This window comes from Marinimicrobium sp. (assembly GCF_002695945.1).
Classification (GTDB): domain Bacteria; phylum Pseudomonadota; class Gammaproteobacteria; order Pseudomonadales; family Cellvibrionaceae; genus Marinimicrobium; species Marinimicrobium koreense.
Map to the genome: position 1 here is coordinate 28,856 of NZ_NZQP01000030.1, position 21,795 is coordinate 50,650.

Sequence of the window (21,795 nt, forward strand, 5' to 3'; positions counted from 1 at the left end):
CTCGGGGAATGAGGTAAAAGCCGCTATCTTACACCGGGGCGCGACTCCAACGCTACTGAGCGGCCCCGCAAATCAGTTGCTGGCCACGTCCTCTGGCATCGGCCCTACCAGGGTGGTCGGGTCGACCCGTCGATCGAACCAGTTCATGCGCCAGTCCAGATGTGGGCCGGTGGCCCTTCCTGTGGCACCGACTTCGGCGATGGTATCCCCCTGACCGACTTCCTCCCCCTCTTTCACCAGAATTCGGTGCAGGTGAATGAAGGTGGACGACAGACCGTGCCCATGGTCGACAATCAGGGTGCCGCCGGAGAAAAACATATCGTCGTGCACCAGGGTGACCACACCCGGCGCCGGGGATGCCACCGGGGTGCCCTGCGGCGCGGCAATATCCACCCCGTAATGGGGAGAGCGCGGCTCGCCGTTATAAAACCGCTGACTGCCGTAAACGCCGGTAATGATCCCGACCAGTGGCCACTGGAAAGACTGCGTAAAATCGGTACGCGCCAGATCATGCTGGCGAGCCTTCCAGGCGAGAGCCGCTTCGGCCCGGGCGCGCTTGACCTGTTCCGGGTCCGGAGTCACTGTACTCTGTGGAACACCCTCAATGCGCTGGATATTGTAATCCCGGGCTTTGACGGGGAATTCAAAGTGCTCGGGCTCCCCTGCCGGGGGTATCAGGGTCAGCTTGGCGGGCGACTCGGCATCCCGGTCGAGACCAATCACAAATTGGCCGTCGTCGGCAATCCGCACAGTGCGATCCCCCAGTTTCAGCTCGCTACCCGGTGTCACCGCGCCACGAATGACGGCGCCCTGCTGCCAGTCGCCGTGGTGGATTTCGAGGGCCTGGGCCGAGAGAGCCCAAAGCAGAGCAAACGGGAATGCGGTGAAATTTCTGAGCATGTAATGCCTCTGACATCATCAATGGATCATTTAATGAGCAGGTTAGCACGAACTTAAGTGATTGGGGCAACCACGTGATGCGGGGATGGGGTGCTGTGGGAGCGGCGGATGCGGGTCATACCGCTGCGCTCGGCCCCTACGGGTACTGCCGTGCCATCCGTAGGGGCCGAGCGCAGCGGTATGACCCGCATCCGCCGTTAACGAAAACGGCAGCCTCAGGGCTGCCGTTTTCGTTTCATACCATGACTGAGGATTGAGCTTACTGCTCGCCCACCCGCAATATTTTCATGGTGTTGGTGCCGCCCAACTGGTTGGAGTCACCGTTGGTGACAATCACCAGATCACCGTCACTCAGCACACCCTTGCTTTTCAGGATCTCGATCGCGCGCATATGATCCTGATGGCCCGGTGCCGAGCTGTCGGTTTCGAACGGTACCGGCTGGACACCGCGATACAGCGCCACGCGACGCTGGGTATCGATCCGTCCGGAGAAGGCGAAAATCGGCAACTGAGAACCAATGCGGGACATCAGACGCGGGGTCGCACCGGACTCGGTCAGCGAGATGATCGCCTTCACACCGCTGAGGTGGTTGGCGGTGTACATCGACGCCATGGCGATGGACTCGTCAATGGTCTGGAACTTCTGCTCCACCCGGTAGGTGCTCTGGCTGGCGCTCGGGTGCTTTTCAGCCCCCAGGATGATGCGCACCATGGCCTTGATGGTCTCTTCCGGGAAGTCGCCAGCGGCGGTTTCCGCGGACAGCATCACCGCATCGGTGCCATCAAGNACNNCGATGNCGACCCACGTCGAACACTTCGGCGCGGGTCGGCATCGGGTTCTTGATCATGGACTCCATCATNTGGGTCGCNGTGATCACCACCTTGTTCAGGGCACGNGAGCGCTCGATGATGCGCTTCTGTACACCNATCAGGGATTCATCACCGATCTCCACACCCAGGTCACCACGGGCGACCATGACCGCATCACTGGCTTCAATGATNGCGTCNAGGGTTTCGTCNTCCGCAACCGCTTCAGCACGTTCAACTTTGGCTACCAGACCCGCACGCTCGCCACCGGCGGCCCGCATCAACTCGCGAGCCTTGTTCATGTCGTCCGCACTGCGCGGGAANGACACGGCCAGATAGTCGACGTCGATNTNCGCCGCGGTTTTGATGTCGGCCAGATCTTTTTCGGTCAGAGCCGGAGCCGACAGGCCACCGCCTTGACGGTTGATGCCCTTGTTGTTGGACAGCGGACCGGCAANNCGGGTCACGCAGTACACGCGGTTGCCTTCAATTTTCTCCACTTCCAGCACCACGCGGCCATCGTCCAGCAGCAGGTTATCGCCCGGCTTACAGTCGCCTGGCAGCTCCTTGTAGTCGATACCAACCTGGTTCTGGTCTCCCTCGTCACGGCCGAGGTCCGCATCCAGAACAAACTTGTCACCAAGCTTGAGCTCGATTTTCTTGTCCTTGAAGCGTGAAATACGGATCTTCGGACCCTGCAGGTCGCCCAGCACGGCCACAAAACGGTCGTGNTTGGCNGCGATNGCGCGCACGTTTTCCGCGCGCTGNTTGTGCTCTTCCGGCGACCCGTGGGAGAAGTTCAGGCGAACGACGTTCACGCCCGCCAGAATCAGTTTTTCCAGCATTTCCGGAGCTTCAGAGGCGGGCCCCAGGGTGCTGACAATTTTGGTACGTCTTAACATAACTCTCTCTCAGTATTTATTACTTGGCTTGCATCAGCGCCAGGGTGTTATCCAACATGCGGTTGGAGAAGCCCCACTCGTTATCGTACCAGGACATNACTTTAACCCAGCGACCGTTGAAAACCTTGGTCTGCAGAGAGTCGTAGTTGGAAGAGGCCGGGTTGTGGTTGAAGTCGATGGACACCAGCGGCTCATCGCAATACTCCAGTACACCCGCCATTTCACCTTCGGCGGCTTCCTTCATGGCGGCATTCACTTCCTCGACGGTCACGTCTTTGGAGACCAATACGTTCAGGTCAACCAGAGAGACGTTGATGGTCGGTACACGAACCGCCATACCGTCGATCTTGCCCTTCAGTTCCGGCAGTACCAGCGCTACCGCGCGAGCGGCACCGGTTTTGGTCGGGATCATGGACTGAGTGGCCGAACGGGCGCGATAAACGTCGGTGTGATACACGTCGCTCAGGTTCTGATCGTTGGTGTAGGCGTGNATGGTGGTCATGGAGCCCTGCTCGATACCGAACTTGTCGTTCAGTACCTTGGCAACCGGCGCCAGGCAGTTGGTGGTGCAGGAGGCGTTGGAGATGATCTGGTCGGTCGCTTTCAGGGTCTTGTGGTTGACGCCGTAAACAGCGGTCGCGTCCACATCAGTACCCGGTGCGGAAATGATCACTTTCTTCGCGCCGGCTTCNAGGTGGGCACTGGCTTTTTCTTTGCTGGTGAAGATACCGGTGCACTCATACACCACGTCCACACCNAGCTCGCCCCAGGGCAACTTGCTCGGGTCACGCTCAGAGGTAATGCGNATTGCATCACCATTTACAATCATGTTCTCNCCNTCGACAGATACTTCNCCGGGGAATTTGCCGTGNACCGAATCGTACTTGGTCAGGTGAGCGTTCAGGTTGACGTCGCCCAGGTCGTTGATACCGACCACCTGAATGCGGTCGCGATAGTTGGATTCGTACAGCGCACGCAGCACGTTGCGGCCGATGCGGCCGTAGCCGTTGATTGCTACTTTAATGGTCATTACACATCTCCTGGTTACAATTCGGACAATCTAAAAGAGAAATTACAAACGCATTCAGGCGTGATCAGCGTGCCAGTTGGGCCGCTTCACGAGCCAGTTTTTCAATCTCGTCCCAACGCTTCTCGGCGATGAGCTCTTTGGGAGCCATCCAGGTACCCCCTACGCAGGCCACGTTGGGCAGNCTCAGGTACTCGGGCGCCTTGGCGAGGTTGATGCCACCGGTCGGGCAGAAAGTGATTTGCGGCAAGGGTCCGCCAATGGATTTGACCATGGACACACCACCGGCNGATTCCGCCGGGAAAAANTTCATGTGNGTAAAGCCGTGCGCCAGCAGGTTCATGGCTTCACTNGGCGTGGCAATACCGGGCAGCAGCGGGACATCGCTGNNCTTGGCGGCTTCNATCAGCTCCGCCGTGGTGCCNGGGCTGACCAGGAACGTGGAGCCGGCTTCGACGGCNTTNTTCAGGTCGTCCGGAGTGACNATGGTNCCCGCGCCAATCACGGCNTCTTCCGGCAACGCATCGACCATGGCGCGAATCGCATCGAGCGCCACCGGGGTACGCAAGGTGATTTCGAGTACCTTCAGGCCGCCGTTGTACANTGCCTGAGCCAGCGGTACCGCATCTTCCAGGCGCTCCACGACCATNACGGGAATGACCGGAGCCACCTGAACAATTTTATCGATACTTAATGCCACTATGCTTTCCTCTTGATTCGGTAACTGGGTTGATTCAATACGAGCGATCCCGGGNGCGACGNCTCAGGGAGCCCAATACAGTGTCACTGGCACTTTGTTCTGNCGCAGAACGGCACGAATCGGCATATCGCCCACCGGACCTTCACCTTGCGCGGCACGCAGGGCCTGCAATTTTTCTTCNCCAGTGATCAGCAGAACCAGACGACGGGAATTGACGATACCCGCCAGGCTCAGGGTCATACGCTCAGTGTACTCACCGGTCACNTCACTCTGGTGCGCGGTAATCGCCGAACACAGTGAATCGGTGNTCAGCGCTTCCTCAAGCCCTTCGGCGTTGGGGAACAGGGACGCNGTNTGACCGTCNGGCCCCATACCCAGAATGGTGAGATCGAACGGCTGGGCCAGCTTCTGATAGGCCTGCTCGCAGGCGGCGAGGCCTTCGGCGGCAGTTTCCGCCGAGTTCTTCATGCCCAGAAACGGCGCCTGACCGGCAGCGTGTTGCAGNAGATTTTTCTGCACAAACGTCTCGTTGCTTTTGGCGTGGCCCGGCTCGACCCAACGCTCATCNACCANGGCCACCTGGATCCGTTTCCAGTCCAGAGCGATCTGGCTCAGTCGCTGATACAGGGGCGCCGGAGAGCTGCCACCGGACACCAGNAANCTGGCCTGNTCACGCTCTTTCAGCGCCTCGTCCAGTACCGCCACGCAATCTTCCTGCAACGCCGCCAACAGGGCTTCGCGGCTGTCAAAAATCTTTTCGTCCAACATCAGTCCTGATCCTCCGTCAGCAGCTCATCCATGTTGAACCAACTGCGACCATCGCCGGACAGCAGCTCNTCNGACGCNTCNGGNCCCCAGGAACCAGCCGGGTANGCCATGGGCTTGTTNTCCGGGCGCTGCCAGGCTTCGATGATCGGNTCCACCCAGCCCCAGGCCGCGTCNACTTCCGCGCGGTGAATGAACAGGCTCGGGTCACCGGCGGCGGCATCCAGCATNAGGCGCTTGTAGGCGTCNCTGACAAAGTGCTTNTACTTCTCGGCCAGGTTCAGGTTCAACACCACCGGCGTCAGCTCGGTTTCGTGCTTTTCCAGGTTCTTGGACATCAGCACCATCTGGATGCTTTCTTCCGGTTGCAGACGGATCACCAGACGGTTCGGCGTTACTCCGCCGGCCGACTCGGGATACACCTCGTGGGAGACNTCTTTGTACTGAATGACGATTTCAGCAAAACGCTCTTTCAGTCGCTTACCNGTGCGCAGATAGAACGGCACTTTCGACCAGCGCCAGTTATCGATGTGCGCGCGAATGGCAACAAAGGTCTCGGTATTGCTGTCTTTGCCCAGCTCGTCCAGGTAACCGGGTACCGCTTTGCCATCCATCTCGCCCGCCGCGTATTGGCCGCGCACGGTATGCCACTTGACCGCATCACCCTGGAGTGCCCGCAGGGACTCCAGCACCTTGATCTTCTCGGAGCGGATGCTGTCGGCGGTCAGCTTGTTGGGCGACTCCATGGCCACCAGGCAGAGCAACTGCAGCAGGTGGTTCTGGACCATATCGCGCATGGCACCGGCGTCGTCGTAGAAGCTCGCGCGCCCTTCCAGGCCCACGGTTTCGCACAGGCTGATCTGCACATGGTCAATGGTTTTGGCATCCCACAGATGCTCGAAGATGCCATTGGCGAAACGCAGTGTCAGAAGGTTCTGAACCGCTTCCTTACCGAGGTAGNGATCGATCCGGTAAATGGACTTCTCGTCGAAGTATTCNCCAATTTCGGTATTGATCGCATCGGCCGACGCNGCGTCGTAACCCAGCGGCTTCTCCACCACCACGCGNGTGGTCGGGCTGATCAGNTCGCTTTCGGAAATGTGCTTACAGCAGACACCGAANACGCTCGGAGGCGTCGACAGGTAGAAAACGCGATTGTCGTTTCCGGACTTGAGGATTTCCGCCATTTTGTCCCAGTGCTCATCCCGGGAAGAGATGTCGAGGAACAGCGGGTGGATCATTTTCGCGAAACGATCCCAGGTTTCAGCCACAAACTCGCCTTTGCGCAGGTGCTGTTCGGCGGCAGCGCGAACCTTATCCTGGTACTCGGCCACGGCTTCCTGACGACGGCAGGTACCGAAAATGCGAGTGCCCTCAGGCAACTCGTCATTGCAATAGGCGCGATACAGGCCCGGGATCAGTTTGCGCAGCGCCAGGTCACCGGCACCACCAAAAATCACAAAATCAAATGCTTTCAGCATGGACTAAAACCTTGTGTTCTGTATTTGCGGTTATACATTGAGCCCGGCACGATCACCGGGCTCGAACGCTCTCACTACCAACGGAAGACGGTGGCTCCCTCTTCGGCCAGGCCGACTTCGGCACGCAGGGGGGCAAACAGCTCGCGGCCCATGCCATAGTGGCTGTTGGATATGTCGGTCTGCTCCGGCTGACGGCTGGCCAGTTCCTCTTCGGAAACCAGCAGCTCCAGCTTGCCTGCATCGGCATCCAGCTCAATCATGTCGCCATCGCGCACCAGCGAGATGGGGCCGCCATCGAGCGCCTCGGGGGTCAGGTGGATGGCCGCGGGGATTTTACCAGAGGCACCGGACATCCTGCCATCGGTGACCAGCGCGACCTTGAAGCCGCGGTCCTGGAGCACGCCCAGCGGCGGAGTCAGNTTGTGCAACTCCGGCATACCATTGGCTTTCGGGCCCTGGAAACGCACCACGGCAACGAAATCCCGGTCCAGCTCGCCGGCTTTGAACGCCGCNTGGAGGTCTTCCTGACGGTAGAACACCCGTGCAGGCGCCTTGACCTTACGATTCTCGGGCTTGACTGCGGACACTTTGATGACACAGCGGCCCAGGTTGCCCTTGAGCAGCGCCATGCCGCCGGTTTTGCTGAAGGCACTACCGGCCGGGCGCAGGACGTCCTCATCCAGGCTCTTCTCCGGCGCATCGCGCCATTCGATCTTGTCGCCCTCCAGGAACGGCTCCTTGGCGAAGTGGGACATACCCTTACCCATGATGGTGGTCACATCCTCGTGCATCAGCCCTTCGCTGAGCAGGCTGCGGATCAGGAAGCCCATGCCCCCCACTGCCTGGAAGCGGTTCACATCCGCCAGACCGTTGGGGTAGACACGGCACATCAGTGGGATGATTTCGGACAGGTCGGCCATATCCTGCCAATCGATGATCACGCCAGCGGCCCGGGCGATAGCGGTCAGGTGGATGGTGTGGTTGGTCGAACCACCGGTAGCCAGTAGGCCGATAATGCCGTTGACCACGGCTTTCTCGTCGATCACATCGGCAATCGGCGTGTACTGATCGCCACCCTGGGTCAGTTTCACCAGTTGGTTGGTCGCCTCGGTGGTCAGCGCATCGCGCATCCCGGTGCCCGGGTTCACGAAGGAGCTGCCCGGCAACTGCATGCCCATCATTTCCATCAGCATCTGGTTGCTGTTGGCGGTGCCGTAGAAGGTACAGGTACCGGGGCTGTGATAGGAATCCATTTCCGCCTTGAGCAGCTCTTTACGGCCCACTTTACCCTCGGCAAACAGCTGGCGGACTTTCACTTTTTCCGAATTGGGCAGACCGGAAGGCATGGGCCCCGCCGGCACAAAAACGGTAGGCAGATGGCCGAACGACAGCGAGCCGATCATCAGGCCGGGCACGATCTTGTCGCAAATGCCCAGGCAGTGCACGGCATCAAACATGTCGTGGGACAGGGAGACAGCGGTGGACATGGCGATCACGTCGCGACTGAACAGCGACAGATCCATACCATCCCGCCCCTGGGTAACCCCGTCACACATGGCGGGCACGCCACCGGCGACCTGGGCGGTCACACCGTTGGCGAGAGCGGCCGTTTTGATTTTCTCGGGGTAATCAACGTAGGGCTGGTGCGCCGACAGCATGTCGTTGTAGGCGGTCACGATCCCGATATTGGGCGCGCCGGTATCCATCAGCTGCTGTTTCTCTTTCTCGGAAGAGGCAGCAAATCCGTGAGCCAGGTTGCCACAGGACAGGCGCTGGCGGGAGGGGCCATCATTGCGCATCGCATTGACGCGCTCAACGTAGGCCGCCCGGGTATCTCGGCTTCGGTCGATGATCCGCTGGGTAATATCGGAGAGTCTTTTGTGAGTCATTTCAGCACCATTGATTACTTTACATCCAGCCAGACGCCCTCGCCCCGCCACCCGCGGGAGCGATTTATCGGGTCGGACGGCCTGCCCCGGGCGCTGTCACCCCGCTTGCGGGTGGGCTGATCCGGCGTTGGGGGCCGGACAGCACCAGGGGGACGGCACCATGGTCAGTCCGCCAAGGGCCAGTCCGCCAAGCCTCGTCTGACTTGCTATATTCACGGTCTAATGCTCCTCAGGGCTCATCCGATACATTGCCGGACAATACTCCCGAGGCTCTCTCACACGTCTCCGTGCAGCGGTTATAAATGATTTTGCCGCCAGAGACCCAGGGTCGCTGGCGGCCGTACTGTTTCCGCTGTTACTTTGCTTGTTTGTAGTAGTTTATCAGACTGCGGGTCGAGGCATCATGTTTGTCGCTCACCTCGGCGCCGTCTGCCAGTTCCGGCTGGATACCGGCGGCCAACACCTTACCCAGCTCCACACCCCACTGATCGAAGGAGTGAATCTGCCAGATGATGCCCTGGGTGAAGATCTTGTGCTCGTACAGTGCAATCAGGGCGCCCAGAGAGCGCGGCGTCACCTTGTCCATCAACAGGGTGTTGGTCGGGCGATTGCCACGGTGCACCTTGTGGGCCACGATTTCTTCAATCCGCGCCTCATCCATACCCTTGGCCTTGAGGTCCGCACGCACCTGATCGGCGTCGATGCCCTTCATCAGCGCCTCGGTTTGCGCGAACATATTGGCCATCAGCGCATCGTGATGTCCTTCCACTTCAATGGTGGGCTTCACCGAGCCAATAAAGTCGGCGGGGATGATGTCGGTTCCCTGGTGCAGGAACTGATAGAAGGCGTGCTGGCCGTTAATGCCCACCTCGCCCCAGATCAGCGGCACGCTGCCGTAGGTCAGGGTCTCACCTTCCCAGTTGACCGACTTGCCGTTGCTTTCCATTTCGGCCTGTTGCATGTAGGCCGGGAAGCGGTGCAGGCACTGGTCGTAAGGCAGCAGGGCATGGGAGGGATAACCGAGGAAGTTGCGGTTCCAGATACCGACCAGGGCCAGCATGACCGGGGCGTTTTCCGCCAAGGGGGCTTCGCAGAAGTGGCGATCCATTTCATAGGCGCCCTGCAGCAACTCCTCAAAGGCATCAAAGCCCTGTTGCAACGCGATGGGCAGCCCGATGGTGGACCAGAGCGAGAAACGACCGCCGACCCAGTCCCACATTTCAAAGATGTTTTTCTCCGCTACACCGAACTCCACGGCCTTCTTCACATTGGACGATACGGCCACGAAATGCTGGCTGGTCGTGGACTCGGAACCGCCGCCTTTGAGGAACCAGGCCCGGGCGGTGTTCGCGTTGGTGATGGTTTCCAGCGTGGTAAAGGTCTTGGAGGCCACGATAAACAGGGTGGTTTCGGGATTGACCCGCTCCAGCACCTGGGCGATCTGGAAACCGTCCACGTTCGAGACGTAGTGGGTGCGCAGCGTATCGTCGCTGTAGGCGCTCAGCGCTTCGGTGACCATCAGCGGCCCGAGGTTGGAACCACCAATGCCGATGCTGACAATATCGGTGATCGACTTGCCGGAAAAACCTTTCCACTCGCCGGAGCGCACGCTGGTGACCAGCTCGCGCATATGATTCAGCTCGCGCTCTACCTGAGGGCGAACATCCTTGCCGTCCACCATGATCGGCTTGCCCGACTTGTCCCGCAGCGCCACGTGCATGACCGCACGATCTTCGGTCCGGTTGATGTGCTCACCGCCGAACATGCGATTGCGCCAATCCGCCACCTTGGACTCTTCCGCCAATGTCAGCAGCCCCTTACGGGTCTCTTCGGTGATCAGATTCTTGGAATAATCAAACAGGATGTGGGGAGCGCGAATAGAGAAGTTGTCGAACCGGGACTGATCCTCGGCAAACAGAGATTTGAGCTCCCGCTGACGCAGGGTATCGGCATGCTGTGCCAGGGATTGCCAACTCGGTAACTGGGTAGGACTTGCCATGTATCGACCTCATTTTTCCGCAGAGCGGGTCACTTGTGTTGGAAGCAATTGTGGTTTTTTGGCGGCGTCCGGTGCATCAGGTCGCCTGCCCGCCCAACCGCCGCTTCGGTTGACCGACGCGAAAGACTGCGTAGGTATTTAGCGATGACACCGCCGCTGCGCCGGGTGTCAAAGGTGCCGATTGAGCGCTGCAAAGCACCGCCGCCTCTGGCCTGGCGAGAAATTGAGCGTGCTTCAAAAAGGCAGGCATAATAAGCACTTAGGGTGAAAAAGTCAATTTGAGCGGCTTTCCAGCGCTGGTCTCACAGGGTAAGCTGGCTTATTTGTCGAGGCCGAGTTTGCGCCATGTTCCCATCCGCTGACGTTCACTCCACCCCGCCGCTGGGAATCATTGAAGGTTTCTTCGGTCGCACCTGGTCCTGGGCGGCCCGGACCGACATGGTCCACTTCCTGGCCCGACAGGGTTACGATTTTTACCTCTATGCCCCGAAAGCGGACCCCCACCTGCGCCGCCACTGGCAGACACCCTGGCCGGAAGACGAATGGCGGGCCCTGTGCGCGCTACGCGACACCTGCCGGGCGCAGGGTATCCGCTTTGGAGTAGGACTCAGCCCCCTGGAGCTCTACCGGGAGCCCTGGCCGCAGAGCCGGAAGGCCCTGACACGGAAACTCCAGGCGCTGAACCGCCTCGAACCGGACCTGATGGGACTGTTGTTCGACGATATGCGCGGCGACCTGCCCGAGCTGGCTGAACGCCAGGTATCCCTGGCCCATGTCGCGGCCGAGGCCAGCACCGCCGAGCATCTGATCCTCTGCCCGACCTATTACAGCTTTGACCCCGTTCTGGAGAAGGTTTTCGGAGCGCGTCCGGCCGGCTACTGGGAGCATCTCGGGCAGAACCTCGATCCGTCGATCGACCTGTTCTGGACCGGGCAGGAAGTCTGCTCCCGGACCTACCCCGATGACCACCTCACCCAAGTCAGCCAATACCTGCAGCGGCGCCCCTTTCTCTGGGACAATTACCCGGTCAATGACAGTGCGAGCCTGAGCCCCTATTTGCGCCTGGACGCCTACCCTGCCAGCCATGCCAGACTGAGCGGACAGGTCGCGGGCCACGCGGTAAACCCGATGAACCAAGCCTACCTGTCGCAGATTCCGCTACACTCCCTGCCGGAAGCCTACCGGGCAGGCGGCGACTACCGGCCGGAGGCGGCGTTCATGAGCGCGACCCGGGCCTGCACCCCGCCCGAGCTGGCCAGACACCTGATCGCCGACCGGGCACTGCTGCAGGAACGAGGGCTGAATGCGCTCACCGACGCCGAGCGACGCGGCCTGGAAGACCGCTATCAACCCTTCGCCGAGACGGGACAACCTCACGCCCGGGAATTACTGGACTGGCTCAACGGCGGCTATGCGTTTGACCCGGCGTGCCTGACCGATTGACTAGTGGTCCATGCGGCTAATTCTGTAGCTTTCAGAGCTTCTGTGCTGGCGCGAATCAAGGCGCGTTTTGCAGGCAAGGGTGGCTCCCTTGTCAAGAAACGCAACGACGAGTCGCGCCAGCACAGAAGCTCCCGAAGGGCCGCCACACAAGCGCCGTGGGCGGTGTTGCGCTCGCTTGAATTGGCCACGGCCAGTCCTGCGCTCGCGCGCCTTGCCCACGACGCTTGTGTGACGGCTGAAAGTTACAGCATTAGCCGCATGGACCACTAGACCCCATCAACCCACAAGACACACTGACCACAGCAGAGTGTTAAACTGTAAATAGTCAAAACGACTAATTATGGGCGGCGATCCCGCCCATCACGATGTATCGCAAACACAGGAGCGACTATGCAGACGAGAAAACTCGGCAACAGCGAACTGGTATTGAGCGAAGTGGGCCTGGGCTGCTGGCAGCTCGGTGGCGACTTCGGCCCGATCACCGCCGACACCGTCGAAGCCATCCTTCAGACCGCTCTGGACGAAGGCATCACCTTCTTTGATACCGCCGATGTGTACGGCGGCGGTGCCAGCGAAACCTACCTGGGCCAACACCTGGCCAACCGCAACCCCAAGCCGGTCATTGCCACCAAATACGGCCGCGGCGACGGCGCCTACCCCGACGGTTACTCCCTGACCCACATGCAGGACTCGGTCAAGCGCGCCCAGGACCGACTGAAGACCGACACCCTGGACCTGCTGCAACTGCACTGTGTGCCCACCGAAGTCATGCGCCGCGGCGAAATCTTCGACTGGCTGCGCCGACTGCAGCAGGACGGTCAGATCCGCTATTTCGGTGCCAGCGTGGAAACCGTTGAAGAGGGGCTGATCTGTGCCGAGCACGATGACCTGACCTCACTGCAGGTCATCTTCAACATCTTCCGCCAGAAACTGCTCGACGAACTGCTGCCCCGGGCCGAAGACAAGGGCATCGGCATTATCGTTCGCTTGCCCCTGGCTAGCGGCATGCTGAGCGGCAAGTTCACCGAGAACACCCAGTTCGACAAAACCGACCACCGGAACTTCAACCGCGATGGCGACGCCTTCAATGTGGGCGAGACCTTTGCGGGCATTCCCTTTGAAACCGGCGTCAAACTGGTGCGCGAACTGGAAGGCATGGTACCCGAGGGTTACACCATGGCGCAGATGGCCATGCGCTGGATTCTAGACCAGCCCGCGGTCACCAGCATCATCCCCGGTTCCAGCTCGGCTCAGCAGGTGCGGGAAAACGCCAAAGTCAGTGCGCTCAAGCCCCTGGAAGACGGGTTGCATGAAGACCTGTATCGGTTCTATCAGGACCAGGTACAGCAGCACATTCGCGGCGCCTACTGATCGCACCATTCCGCCATCGGGCCCGGCCAGCGCCGGGCCCGATGGTCTCAAGACAGCTGATTTTTAACGGCTTTTCTGCTAGCGTGAGCGCCTTTCCACTCCACTCACGTAACTTCTGAAGGGCCCGCATGTCCAGTTCCAATCCCTCCAGTTCCAACCTCTCCAGCCCACTCAGCGCCGAACAGATTCTGGAGATCGACCGTCAGCACGTCTGGCATCCCTACTCCTCGTTTCTGAACCCGACTCCTGTGTTCCCTGTGCAACGGGCCGAGGGCGTATACCTGCACCTGTCCGACGGCCGAAAGCTGGTGGACGGCATGTCCTCCTGGTGGTGTCAGCTTCACGGCTACAACCACCCGCGCCTGAATCAGGCCATTCAGGAACAGCTGGAGCAGATGGCGCACGTGATGTTCGGCGGTCTGACCCACGAGCCCGGCGTCACCCTGGCCAAACGACTGGTGGAGTTGACCCCGGAAGGCCTGAACAAAGTGTTCCTGGCCGACTCCGGCTCGGTTTCGGTGGAAGTCTCTCTGAAAATGGCCATGCAGTTCTGGCAATCCCAGGGACGCCCGGACAAGCACCGTTTTCTGGCTCTGCGGCGCGGTTACCACGGCGACACCTTCGGCGCCATGTCGGTATGTGACCCGGTGACCGGCATGCACCAGCTATTCAGTCACACCCTGGCACAACAACTGTTTGCCCCCCAGCCAGAGTGCGACATTGATGAACTCTGGGACGAGCGCCATATTGCGGACTTTGAAGCCCTGCTGGTGACGCACAAAGACGAGCTCGCAGCAGTCATTCTCGAGCCCATCGTGCAGGGCGCGGGCGGCATGCGCTTTTATTCCCCCGACTACCTGCGCCGGGTGCGCGAACTGTGTGATGAACACGATGTGCTTTTGATTGCCGATGAAATCGCCACCGGCTTTGGTCGCACCGGCAAGCTGTTCGCCTGCGAGCACGCCGGCATCAGCCCCGACATTCTGTGCCTGGGCAAGGGGCTCACCGGCGGTTATATGACTCTGGCGGCCACGCTGTGTAACGATAAAGTCAGCGATGGCATCTGCCGGGGCGAAGCCGGGGTGTTTATGCACGGACCCACTTTCATGGGCAATCCGCTGGCCTGTTCGGTGGCCAATGCCAGCATCGACCTGTTGCTGGACAGCGACTGGCAGGGACAGGTTGGGCGTATTGAAGCTCAGTTGAAAGAGGAGCTGGGGGCGTGTCGGAATTTACCGGCGGTGGCCGATGTGCGGGTGTTGGGCGCGATTGGTGTGGTGGAGTTGCACGAGCCGGTGGATATGGCGAAGGTGCAACCGCGGTTTGTTGAGGAAGGGATTTGGGTACGGCCCTTCGGCAAGTTGGTGTACATCATGCCGCCGTTTGTGAGCACGCCAGAGGAGTTGCGGCAATTGACCAAAGGAATTTATAACGTAGTGGCGGAGTTGAATTAAGCTTGGGTAACGGCGGATGCGGCCTTCGGCCTTATCCGCCCTACGCATATCTATACCGCTGCGCTCGGCCGTAGGGCGGATAAGGCCGAAGGCCGCATCCGCCGTAATAATTACCGAATGGGACGAATACCCACTGCTTCGCGGAGTTTACCGATAAACTCACGGCTTTCTTTGCGGGCTTTTTCGGCGCCGGCCTGCAACACCTCTTCGATGTGGGTCGGGTTGGCCAACAAGGCTTCGTAACGCTCCCGCGCTTCACCCAACTGACCATTCACCAATTCAAACAACTGCTTCTTGGCTTCGCCCCAGGCGATACCCTCGGCGAATGCGGTGCGCATTTCATCGGTCTGCTCCGGGGTGGCGAAGGCCTGCCAGATCTGGAATACGGTGGAATCATCCGGGTCCTTGGGATCGCCGGGTTCCAACAGGTTGGTTTTGATTTTGTTGATGTGCTTTTTGAGTTTTTTCTCGGGCAGGAACAACGGAATGGTGTTGTTGTAGCTCTTGCTCATCTTGCGGCCATCCAGGCCCTGCAACACCGCCACATGGTCGTCCACTTTGGCTTCAGGCAACACGAAGTGATCACCGTAATGGTGATTGAAGCGCGCGGCGATATCGCGGGCCATTTCCACGTGCTGGATCTGGTCCTTGCCTACCGGCACTTCATTGGCGTTGAACATCAGGATGTCGGCGGCCATCAGCACCGGATAGCTGTACAGGCCCATGGTGACACCGAAGTCCGGATCCTCCCCCGCTTCCATATTGGCGGCGACGGCCGCTTTGTAGGCGTGGGCGCGGTTCATCAGGCCTTTGGCGGCCATGCAGGTCAGCAACCAGCAGAGTTCGGGAATTTCCGGGATATCCGACTGGCGATAGAACACCGCTTTGTCGGTGTTCAGACCCAGTGCCAGCCAGGTGGCCGCGATCTCGCGAGTGGACTGATGCACCTGCTCCGGGTCCTGACATTTGATCAGCGCGTGGTAATCCGCCAGAAAATAGAAGGATTGGGCATCGTCCCGTTCACTGGAGCGGATGGCCGGGCGAATGGCGCCGACGTAGTTGCCCAGATGAGGCGTGCCTGTGGTGGTGATACCGGTTAGAACCCGCTGTTTACTCATGATCGTTATCGTATCGCTGTTCAGTGGTGGGAACGAAAGGCCGCTATGATACAGGCTGAAACACCGGTTTTGCACCCGACACTCAGATTTTTGAAGTCCGCGACAGCCCAATCAGCTCATCCCGATAGACCGGATGCCAGCGCCGCTCATGCAGAAAATCGATATCAGGTACAGCAAGCCATTCGCCCTGGGCCCGCGCCCGACACCAACTCAGCAACCGTTCCGCAAACGCCTGGGCCTCAAACTCGGGATTTTCCGGATCGCTCAGGTAACCGTATTCGGGCGCAAACCACTCCGGGTAGGCTTCGCGATCCGGCACCAGGGGGCGACAGCCCGCTGCCACCGCCTCCAGTACCGACAGGCCCTGAAAGTCATGCAACGCCGTGGACAGCACCACATGGCTCTCGGCCAGCAGGCGGCCGTAGGCTTCCCGACTCTCCACATAACCCCAGGCGCCCCCAGCGCCGTGAGCGTCCAGCAGGGACTTCAGGGCCTCAAAAGCCGGCGGTTGCTGGCGGAACTGCTGCCCAACCACGTGCACGCGAATCGGCGGCTCGCCGGCTTTTCCCTCCGGACACAGTTCGAAAAAACGGCGCAGACCATTGAGCAGCCGATCCGGCGCTTTGTCGTATTCCCAGCGGTGGTTCCAGATCAGGGTCAGAGGGCCGTCCTCTGGCGCCCGGTCCGGCACAAAACAGTCGTGCTCGATCGGGATGGGCATCACCCGACTGCGGGCATGCAGCTGCGCCAGAACGGTATCCGGCACCCGGTCCGGCAACCGCGATAGCAGGTCCGCCACCCCGGCGAGAAAAGTCCGCCGGTTGTAATTGGAATTGAACGCCACCTGATCGGCGCACAGAGCCGTGTACAGGTTGATCAGTTGAGGTTCGACATTGGCCCGCTGTTGCTTGCGCTGTGGGTAGGCAAACTGATTCTCGTGAAAGTAAACCAGGGTGGGAATGCGCGCGACTTCGGGCACCAATCCGCGCAGAGCCGACAGGTCCACCATCGAGGTGGCAATCAGGAGGTCGTAGGGTTCACGCAGGCGGTTCGCCTGCTCAAACGCCCAGAGAAAGCCACTGCCCCTCATGCGCCACTTGAAATGACGCGGGGGCAGACTCAACTGTGTCCACTGCCAATCCGGGTACCGGGCGGCCAGTTGCTCCCGCCATCGACGATGACTGGGGGCATCGTATCCGGACAGAAGCAGGACGCGCATCAGTTGAGCGGCTGACCGTGGAGCTGTGCCGCATCCGTCAGCAGGTAGACCTCAAGACCGGCCTGGGCCAGCAACTGCACGGCGACATCGCTACGTCGCCCGGCATCATCGGAAACAACATAAGCGGTGGACTTGTCGAGTTCGTCCAGAGCACCGCGCAACTGCCCGAGCGGGACATTGCGACTGCCCTCGAGCTTACCGAAACGCCGCTCCACCACCAGACGGACATCGAGAACGACGAACTCGCCCAAAGAGGCGGAGCGCTCGCCCCACTCCGACGCCGGGATTGTTTTGACCACCGGCTCCTGCAACAGGGTTTTGAAGTCCGCTTTTTCCAGGCGCATCAGCCGCCCGGCGGTCAGCATGTCGACATTGGCATTGCGGGTCGTATCACCGACCAGCGCTTCCTCACCAAAATAGGAACCCGCGCCCAATTCCGCCAACACCCGACCGGCCTTGTCGGTTACCGAAGCGCGCCCGGACTCGAGCACATAAAAATAATCACCGGGCTCCCCTTCGCGCACGATTGATTCGCCTTTTTCGACGTCGATTTCTTCGAAGCGGACAAACAGTTGCTGAATATGGCCCGGCGGTACGCGAGTAAAGAGCGGCGACTCCAGCAGGTAGGACATCCAGTCATGATCATCCGCCCCGCTACTGTCACCCTCGGGGTGATCGCCGCTCTGACTCCAGGCCATCACCAGATCCAGAAAGTCGCGCTCCAGAACAATCAGCTCGACGTCCGTTTTGGCGACCGCCGACACTTGCGTGGGCGAATGATCCGCCAGAGGAAAGCTGGCATTGTCCGATCCCGCCTCCAGGCTGCTGCTCTGAAACTGGGCATCGATCAGGTCGACCCGNCCGGANACCAGATAGTGCTGCACATCCAGGGTTTTGCCCCGNTTNAANATCAGTGTGCCGCGGGGNATCTCTACCCACTCGGCCTTTTCCAGNACCTTGTCCAGGTANTCATCAGACAGGCGATCGAAAGGGGAAAAAACCCGTAAAGTGTCCCGTTGGAGACTCATAGAACGTTTCTACCGTGCAATCAAAACAAACGGGGAATGTTGATCCCCAGCGTATAGGCAGTCTCGTCCAGTTGAGTATCACGGGCCAGGCCCAGGTCCAGTGTCCAGCGGGTGCTGCCGACATTCATTCGCGCGCCGCCGGCAATGATCGGATCCTGACGGCGATCATTGTCATACATCTCCAGAATCCAGATCGGTCCGGTCACNGGTTTGAACGTCGCCGCCNCNCCCCAGGTGGCGTAGGTGTCATCCAGTGGCCGATCGTGNTCCACCCCACCGTTGAGGTGCAGCGTGAGGCTGTCCATGGGCTGGAANCTCAGGGGAATATTNAGATAGTAGGTGTCCATTTCGCTGGTCACCCGGTTGTAGCGAAANCCCGCACTGCCGGCCAGCGCCGGGCCACTGCGCGAAGCCCACAACACCCGCTTGTAATCNAGCCCGATGGTGGNCAGCTCGTCATTGGACAGGTTGTACTCCAGTGGGAGCTTCCACTCGCTGGCACCAGTAATATTGCACATTGGCGCCACCGTCGCACGGGTGGTGGGATCCATTCTCGTAACCCAGGTCTCAAGGGCACAGGTTTGTGGTGGCGTTGTGGCCGCGTCATCAACCAGAAAGTGGCCACCATTGGCGCCTGCCTTGACGGCCATCAGTATCGAAGCCGCCGCAAGCATCAGTGGCAAGGCCGCTCGCCCCAGCGTTGAACGATAGAAACTCCCGGACATANACCCTCCAGTTGGTGTCATGATTGCCCCGGCGGATGCGGGTAGCGATAGAATTCNTTGAGGATCTGATGAAGATAGGCCGCATCGTCCCGCCCCGCCAGCTCGCGAATGGAGTGCATGGCAAAGGTGGGCACACCCACGTCCAGGGTTTTGACGCCCACTTCNGCNGAGGTGATCGGCCCNATGGTGCTGCCGCANTCCATGTCNGTNCGGGAGACAAAGGTCTGNACCGGCACGTCNGCCCGCTCGGCNAGGTCACGNAACAGGGCNCTGCTCTCACTGGTGGTGGCATANCGCTGGTTGGCNTTGACCTTGATCACCGGNCCCCGGTTCAGGCGCGNGCCGTGATTGTCGTCNTGGCGATCGGCAAAGTTCGGGTGCACGCCATGAGCGTTGTCCGCGGAAATCATCANNGAGGCATCCAGCACCCGCATACGGGTTTCCGNCTCGGGCACCAGNCGCTCCAGAAACTGTTGCANCATGGGCCCCTTGGCACCNCAGGCGGANGCACTGCCCACTTCTTCGTGATCGTTGCACACCAACAGCGTGCTGTGCCGGTCATCGGCCTGCAGCAGGCTCTGCAGNCCCACATANCAGCTCAACAGGTTNTCCANCCGGGCACTGGCGAGAAAATCCTGGGCCAGNCCGATNANTGCCGGTGGCTGGGTGTCGTACAGACTGATTTCAAANTCCAGCACCTCATCCACCGTCAGCNACGGTTGTTCAGCCAATAACTGGGCCTTGAGCCGCTCGCGAAANGACGGCTGATCCACGCCATCTATTTCACTGAGCAGGAGCGGCGGCAATTCTTTCTGCGGGTTGATGCTGCGCTGGCGGTTGGCTTCCCGGTCCAGATGAATGGCCAGGCTGGGCACCACCGCGACNGGCAATTTGAAATCCACCAGACCGCTGCGGATTCGGCCCTCACCATCGCGATAGCTGACGCGCCCCGCCATGGACAGGTCCCGGTCAAACCAGGGGGCCAACAGCGCACCACCGTACACTTCCACGCCAAGCTGAGCATACCCCTGGCNGGACAGGTCCGGCTGCGGTTTCACTTTCAGGCAGGGGCTGTCGGTGTGGGCACCGACCATCCGGATACCGTCGGTCTCCATGGGCTCGCGCCCGTAGATGAAACCAATCACGGAGGAGCCATTNCGCATGACCCAGTACTTGCCACCGGGTTTGAGACTCCAGCGCTCACCCTCGACNAGNGGCTGGAAGCCGGCCNGGGTCAACTGGGCCGCNATATTCTCCGCCGCGTGAAACGGCGTGGGNGANGCCTGCAGAAACTCCAGCAGGCCCCGATTGAATGCGTGGGACGAATGATCAACCATAGATGAATTCTAACCGAGTGAATCGAGACAACAGCGTGCTCGACGCTGACATGTTTACGAGGGTATCAAAGCGCCACCCAAATGAGCGCCGCCCCCAAGAGCAACCGGTACACGACGAACGGCATCATGCCAATTTGCCGAATATAGTGCATGAAATAGTGGATGCACACAAACGCNCTGACNCCGGCAATGGCCGCACCACCCACCAGTTCCCCCCAGGGNGCCGGCTCGCTCTGCAGCCACAACTGTAAGGCCTTATAGCCACCGCTGAGCGCAATCACCGGCACCGATAACAGAAACGAGAAGCGGGCCGCATCCGTTCGCGTCAGCCCCAGAAAAAGCGCCGCNGTTATGGTGATGCCGGAGCGGGAGGTGCCCGGAATCAGGGCCAGTGCCTGGGCAAGGCCGATGATCAAGGCGGTTTTCCAGGTAATATCGAAGACGGTTTTGGCACGCCCGCCATGCCAGTCCGCCCAACCCAGCGCCAGGCCGAATACAATCGTGGTAATCGCCACCACCCACACCGAGCGCAGATGGGTTTCGATCGCGCCATCAAACACCAGTCCGGCAAGCGCCGCCGGCACCGTTGCCAAAATCAGATACCAGGCGAGCTGGCTGTCTTCGGTGCTGTCGCGACGGGCAAACACCTGCCCCAACCAATCCCGTGCCATGGCGCCCAGGCTGTGGCGAAAATACAGTNCGACGGCGCTGAGCGTTCCGACGTGTACCGCGACATCAAAGGCCAGCCCCTGATCCGGCCAACCCAGCAACTCCGACGGCAGCAGCAGGTGCCCCGAACTGGATATCGGCAGAAATTCGGTAATGCCCTGGATCAGGGCCAGAAAAACAATCTGCAACAGGTCCATAGCGCTTTCCGTGACAATGATGAGGCTCAGGAACGAATCCGCTCGCGTTTCTTCCAACTGATTTCATCGCGCAGGTAAACGGGCCGGGCCTGCTCGGCCGACACCGCCTGCCCCTGCGCCAGCGCAAATGCACCCAACGGCAGCATATCGCGGGCGTCCGGATGCACGTCCATATCCACCGCCGATGGCGCCAGCTTTTCCAGTGCCGGGTAGTGCCAACCCGGCCCCACGCCATAAAAACCCGCCTCCCCGGTGTGCCCGGCGGCAAGCTCGACGACCTGCTCCGGGGGGGAGACGGCTTCATCGGTCAGGGTTTCAACACCGCCGCCACCGGATTGGGGTTTGACCAAAGTCCAATACACTTCCTGCATTCTCGCATCCAGCGCAACCAGCAACGGCGTGGAGGCGCTGGCCAGGTCAGGATGCCGCCGATAATAACCGACCGCCATGGCTTTGAGCGTGGACACGCCCACGACGGGCAAATTCCGCGAAAACGCCAACCCTTGAACCACCCCCAAACAGATTCGGAGGCCGGTAAATGAACCCGGACCGCGACCGAACACCAGCGCATCCAGGTCGGCCAATGCCAACCCGGCCTCCGAGAGCACCTCGTCCACCATGGGCAGCAAACGCTGGGTGTGGCTCTTGGCGGCCAGCTCAAATCGGGAAATGATCCGCTCTCCGTCCTGCAGCGCGACGGAGCAAGCATCGGTTGAGGTATCGAGGGCAAGAAATCGGGTCATAGTGTCACGTGGGTCCAGAGA

At 60.2% G+C, this 21,795-nt stretch carries 18 protein-coding genes and 1 pseudogene; 4 read left to right on the plus strand and 15 right to left on the minus strand.

Annotated elements, in window-relative coordinates; all coding sequences use genetic code 11:
• Positions 1-72: 72 nt before the first annotated feature.
• The 7 genes and pseudogenes from CMG77_RS07590 to edd all read right to left on the minus strand — a co-directional run bounded on the left by CMG77_RS07590 (position 73) and on the right by edd (position 8,471).
• Positions 73-900 carry a M23 family metallopeptidase gene (locus tag CMG77_RS07590; protein WP_123637049.1) on the minus strand — a complete coding sequence of 276 codons (828 nt, stop codon included), beginning with the start codon at positions 898-900 and terminating at the stop codon, positions 73-75.
• A 259-nt stretch (positions 901-1,159) separates the two neighbouring features.
• Positions 1,160-2,609: pseudogene (gene pyk, locus CMG77_RS07595) on the minus strand (pyruvate kinase).
• 19 nt (positions 2,610-2,628) lie between these two features.
• Positions 2,629-3,639: a type I glyceraldehyde-3-phosphate dehydrogenase gene (gene gap, locus CMG77_RS07600; RefSeq protein WP_286903948.1), complete on the minus strand. Its 1,011-nt coding sequence runs from the start codon at positions 3,637-3,639 to the stop codon at positions 2,629-2,631.
• Positions 3,640-3,703: 64 nt separating this feature from the next.
• A complete protein-coding gene (locus CMG77_RS07605) occupies positions 3,704-4,336 on the minus strand; it encodes a bifunctional 4-hydroxy-2-oxoglutarate aldolase/2-dehydro-3-deoxy-phosphogluconate aldolase (RefSeq protein ID WP_286903950.1) in 633 nt (210 codons plus the stop codon).
• 63 nt (positions 4,337-4,399) lie between these two features.
• A complete protein-coding gene (gene pgl, locus CMG77_RS07610; protein ID WP_286903952.1) occupies positions 4,400-5,104 on the minus strand; it encodes a 6-phosphogluconolactonase in 705 nt (234 codons plus the stop codon).
• Positions 5,104-6,582 (minus strand): glucose-6-phosphate dehydrogenase, encoded by a 1,479-nt coding sequence (gene zwf / locus CMG77_RS07615; RefSeq protein ID WP_286903953.1) that lies wholly within the window; start codon positions 6,580-6,582, stop codon positions 5,104-5,106. Before zwf ends, pgl begins: the two co-directional genes overlap by 1 nt.
• 74 nt (positions 6,583-6,656) lie before the next feature.
• Complete coding sequence (gene edd / locus CMG77_RS07620) at positions 6,657-8,471, minus strand: phosphogluconate dehydratase (RefSeq protein WP_286903954.1); 1,815 nt, start codon at positions 8,469-8,471, stop codon at positions 6,657-6,659.
• On the opposite strand from edd, the gene CMG77_RS07625 reads away from it, so the two are divergent.
• Positions 8,463-8,591 carry a hypothetical protein gene (locus CMG77_RS07625; protein ID WP_286876065.1) on the plus strand — a complete coding sequence of 43 codons (129 nt, stop codon included), beginning with the start codon at positions 8,463-8,465 and terminating at the stop codon, positions 8,589-8,591. The genes edd and CMG77_RS07625 overlap by 9 nt on opposite strands.
• Before the next feature lie 235 nt (positions 8,592-8,826).
• Here CMG77_RS07625 and pgi read toward each other — a convergent pair whose 3' ends face one another.
• Positions 8,827-10,470 (minus strand): glucose-6-phosphate isomerase, encoded by a 1,644-nt coding sequence (gene pgi, locus CMG77_RS07630; RefSeq protein ID WP_286876063.1) that lies wholly within the window; start codon positions 10,468-10,470, stop codon positions 8,827-8,829.
• 345 nt (positions 10,471-10,815) lie between these two features.
• Here pgi and CMG77_RS07635 point away from each other — a divergent pair, with 345 nt between their 5' ends.
• The 3 genes from CMG77_RS07635 to bioA all read left to right on the plus strand — a co-directional run bounded on the left by CMG77_RS07635 (position 10,816) and on the right by bioA (position 14,738).
• Complete coding sequence (locus tag CMG77_RS07635; protein ID WP_286876061.1) at positions 10,816-11,913, plus strand: beta-N-acetylglucosaminidase domain-containing protein; 1,098 nt, start codon at positions 10,816-10,818, stop codon at positions 11,911-11,913.
• A gap of 390 nt (positions 11,914-12,303) precedes the next feature.
• Positions 12,304-13,284 carry an aldo/keto reductase gene (locus CMG77_RS07640; RefSeq protein ID WP_286806672.1) on the plus strand — a complete coding sequence of 327 codons (981 nt, stop codon included), beginning with the start codon at positions 12,304-12,306 and terminating at the stop codon, positions 13,282-13,284.
• Positions 13,285-13,412: 128 nt separating this feature from the next.
• On the plus strand, positions 13,413-14,738 hold the full coding sequence (gene bioA / locus CMG77_RS07645; protein ID WP_286806673.1) for an adenosylmethionine--8-amino-7-oxononanoate transaminase: 1,326 nt from the start codon (positions 13,413-13,415) through the stop codon (positions 14,736-14,738).
• Between the two features lie 110 nt (positions 14,739-14,848).
• Here bioA and CMG77_RS07650 read toward each other — a convergent pair whose 3' ends face one another.
• The 7 genes from CMG77_RS07650 to tsaB all read right to left on the minus strand — a co-directional run bounded on the left by CMG77_RS07650 (position 14,849) and on the right by tsaB (position 21,774).
• Positions 14,849-15,856: a tryptophan--tRNA ligase gene (locus tag CMG77_RS07650; protein ID WP_123637039.1), complete on the minus strand. Its 1,008-nt coding sequence runs from the start codon at positions 15,854-15,856 to the stop codon at positions 14,849-14,851.
• An 82-nt stretch (positions 15,857-15,938) separates the two neighbouring features.
• A complete protein-coding gene (locus tag CMG77_RS07655) occupies positions 15,939-17,075 on the minus strand; it encodes a tRNA-queuosine alpha-mannosyltransferase domain-containing protein (RefSeq protein WP_286806416.1) in 1,137 nt (378 codons plus the stop codon).
• A complete protein-coding gene (locus CMG77_RS07660; RefSeq protein ID WP_286903957.1) occupies positions 17,075-18,103 on the minus strand; it encodes a cyclic nucleotide-binding domain-containing protein in 1,029 nt (342 codons plus the stop codon). Before CMG77_RS07660 ends, CMG77_RS07655 begins: the two co-directional genes overlap by 1 nt.
• Positions 18,104-18,123: 20 nt before the next feature.
• A complete protein-coding gene (locus CMG77_RS16150) occupies positions 18,124-18,849 on the minus strand; it encodes a PA4824 family protein (protein WP_502691786.1) in 726 nt (241 codons plus the stop codon).
• Entirely contained in the window at positions 18,846-20,165 is a 1,320-nt protein-coding gene (locus tag CMG77_RS07665; RefSeq protein ID WP_286903959.1) for a M18 family aminopeptidase, read from the minus strand. Before CMG77_RS07665 ends, CMG77_RS16150 begins: the two co-directional genes overlap by 4 nt.
• 65 nt (positions 20,166-20,230) lie before the next feature.
• On the minus strand, positions 20,231-21,031 hold the full coding sequence (locus CMG77_RS07670; RefSeq protein WP_286903960.1) for an undecaprenyl-diphosphate phosphatase: 801 nt from the start codon (positions 21,029-21,031) through the stop codon (positions 20,231-20,233).
• A gap of 26 nt (positions 21,032-21,057) precedes the next feature.
• Positions 21,058-21,774: a tRNA (adenosine(37)-N6)-threonylcarbamoyltransferase complex dimerization subunit type 1 TsaB gene (gene tsaB / locus CMG77_RS07675; protein WP_286903962.1), complete on the minus strand. Its 717-nt coding sequence runs from the start codon at positions 21,772-21,774 to the stop codon at positions 21,058-21,060.
• Positions 21,775-21,795 lie beyond the last annotated feature (21 nt).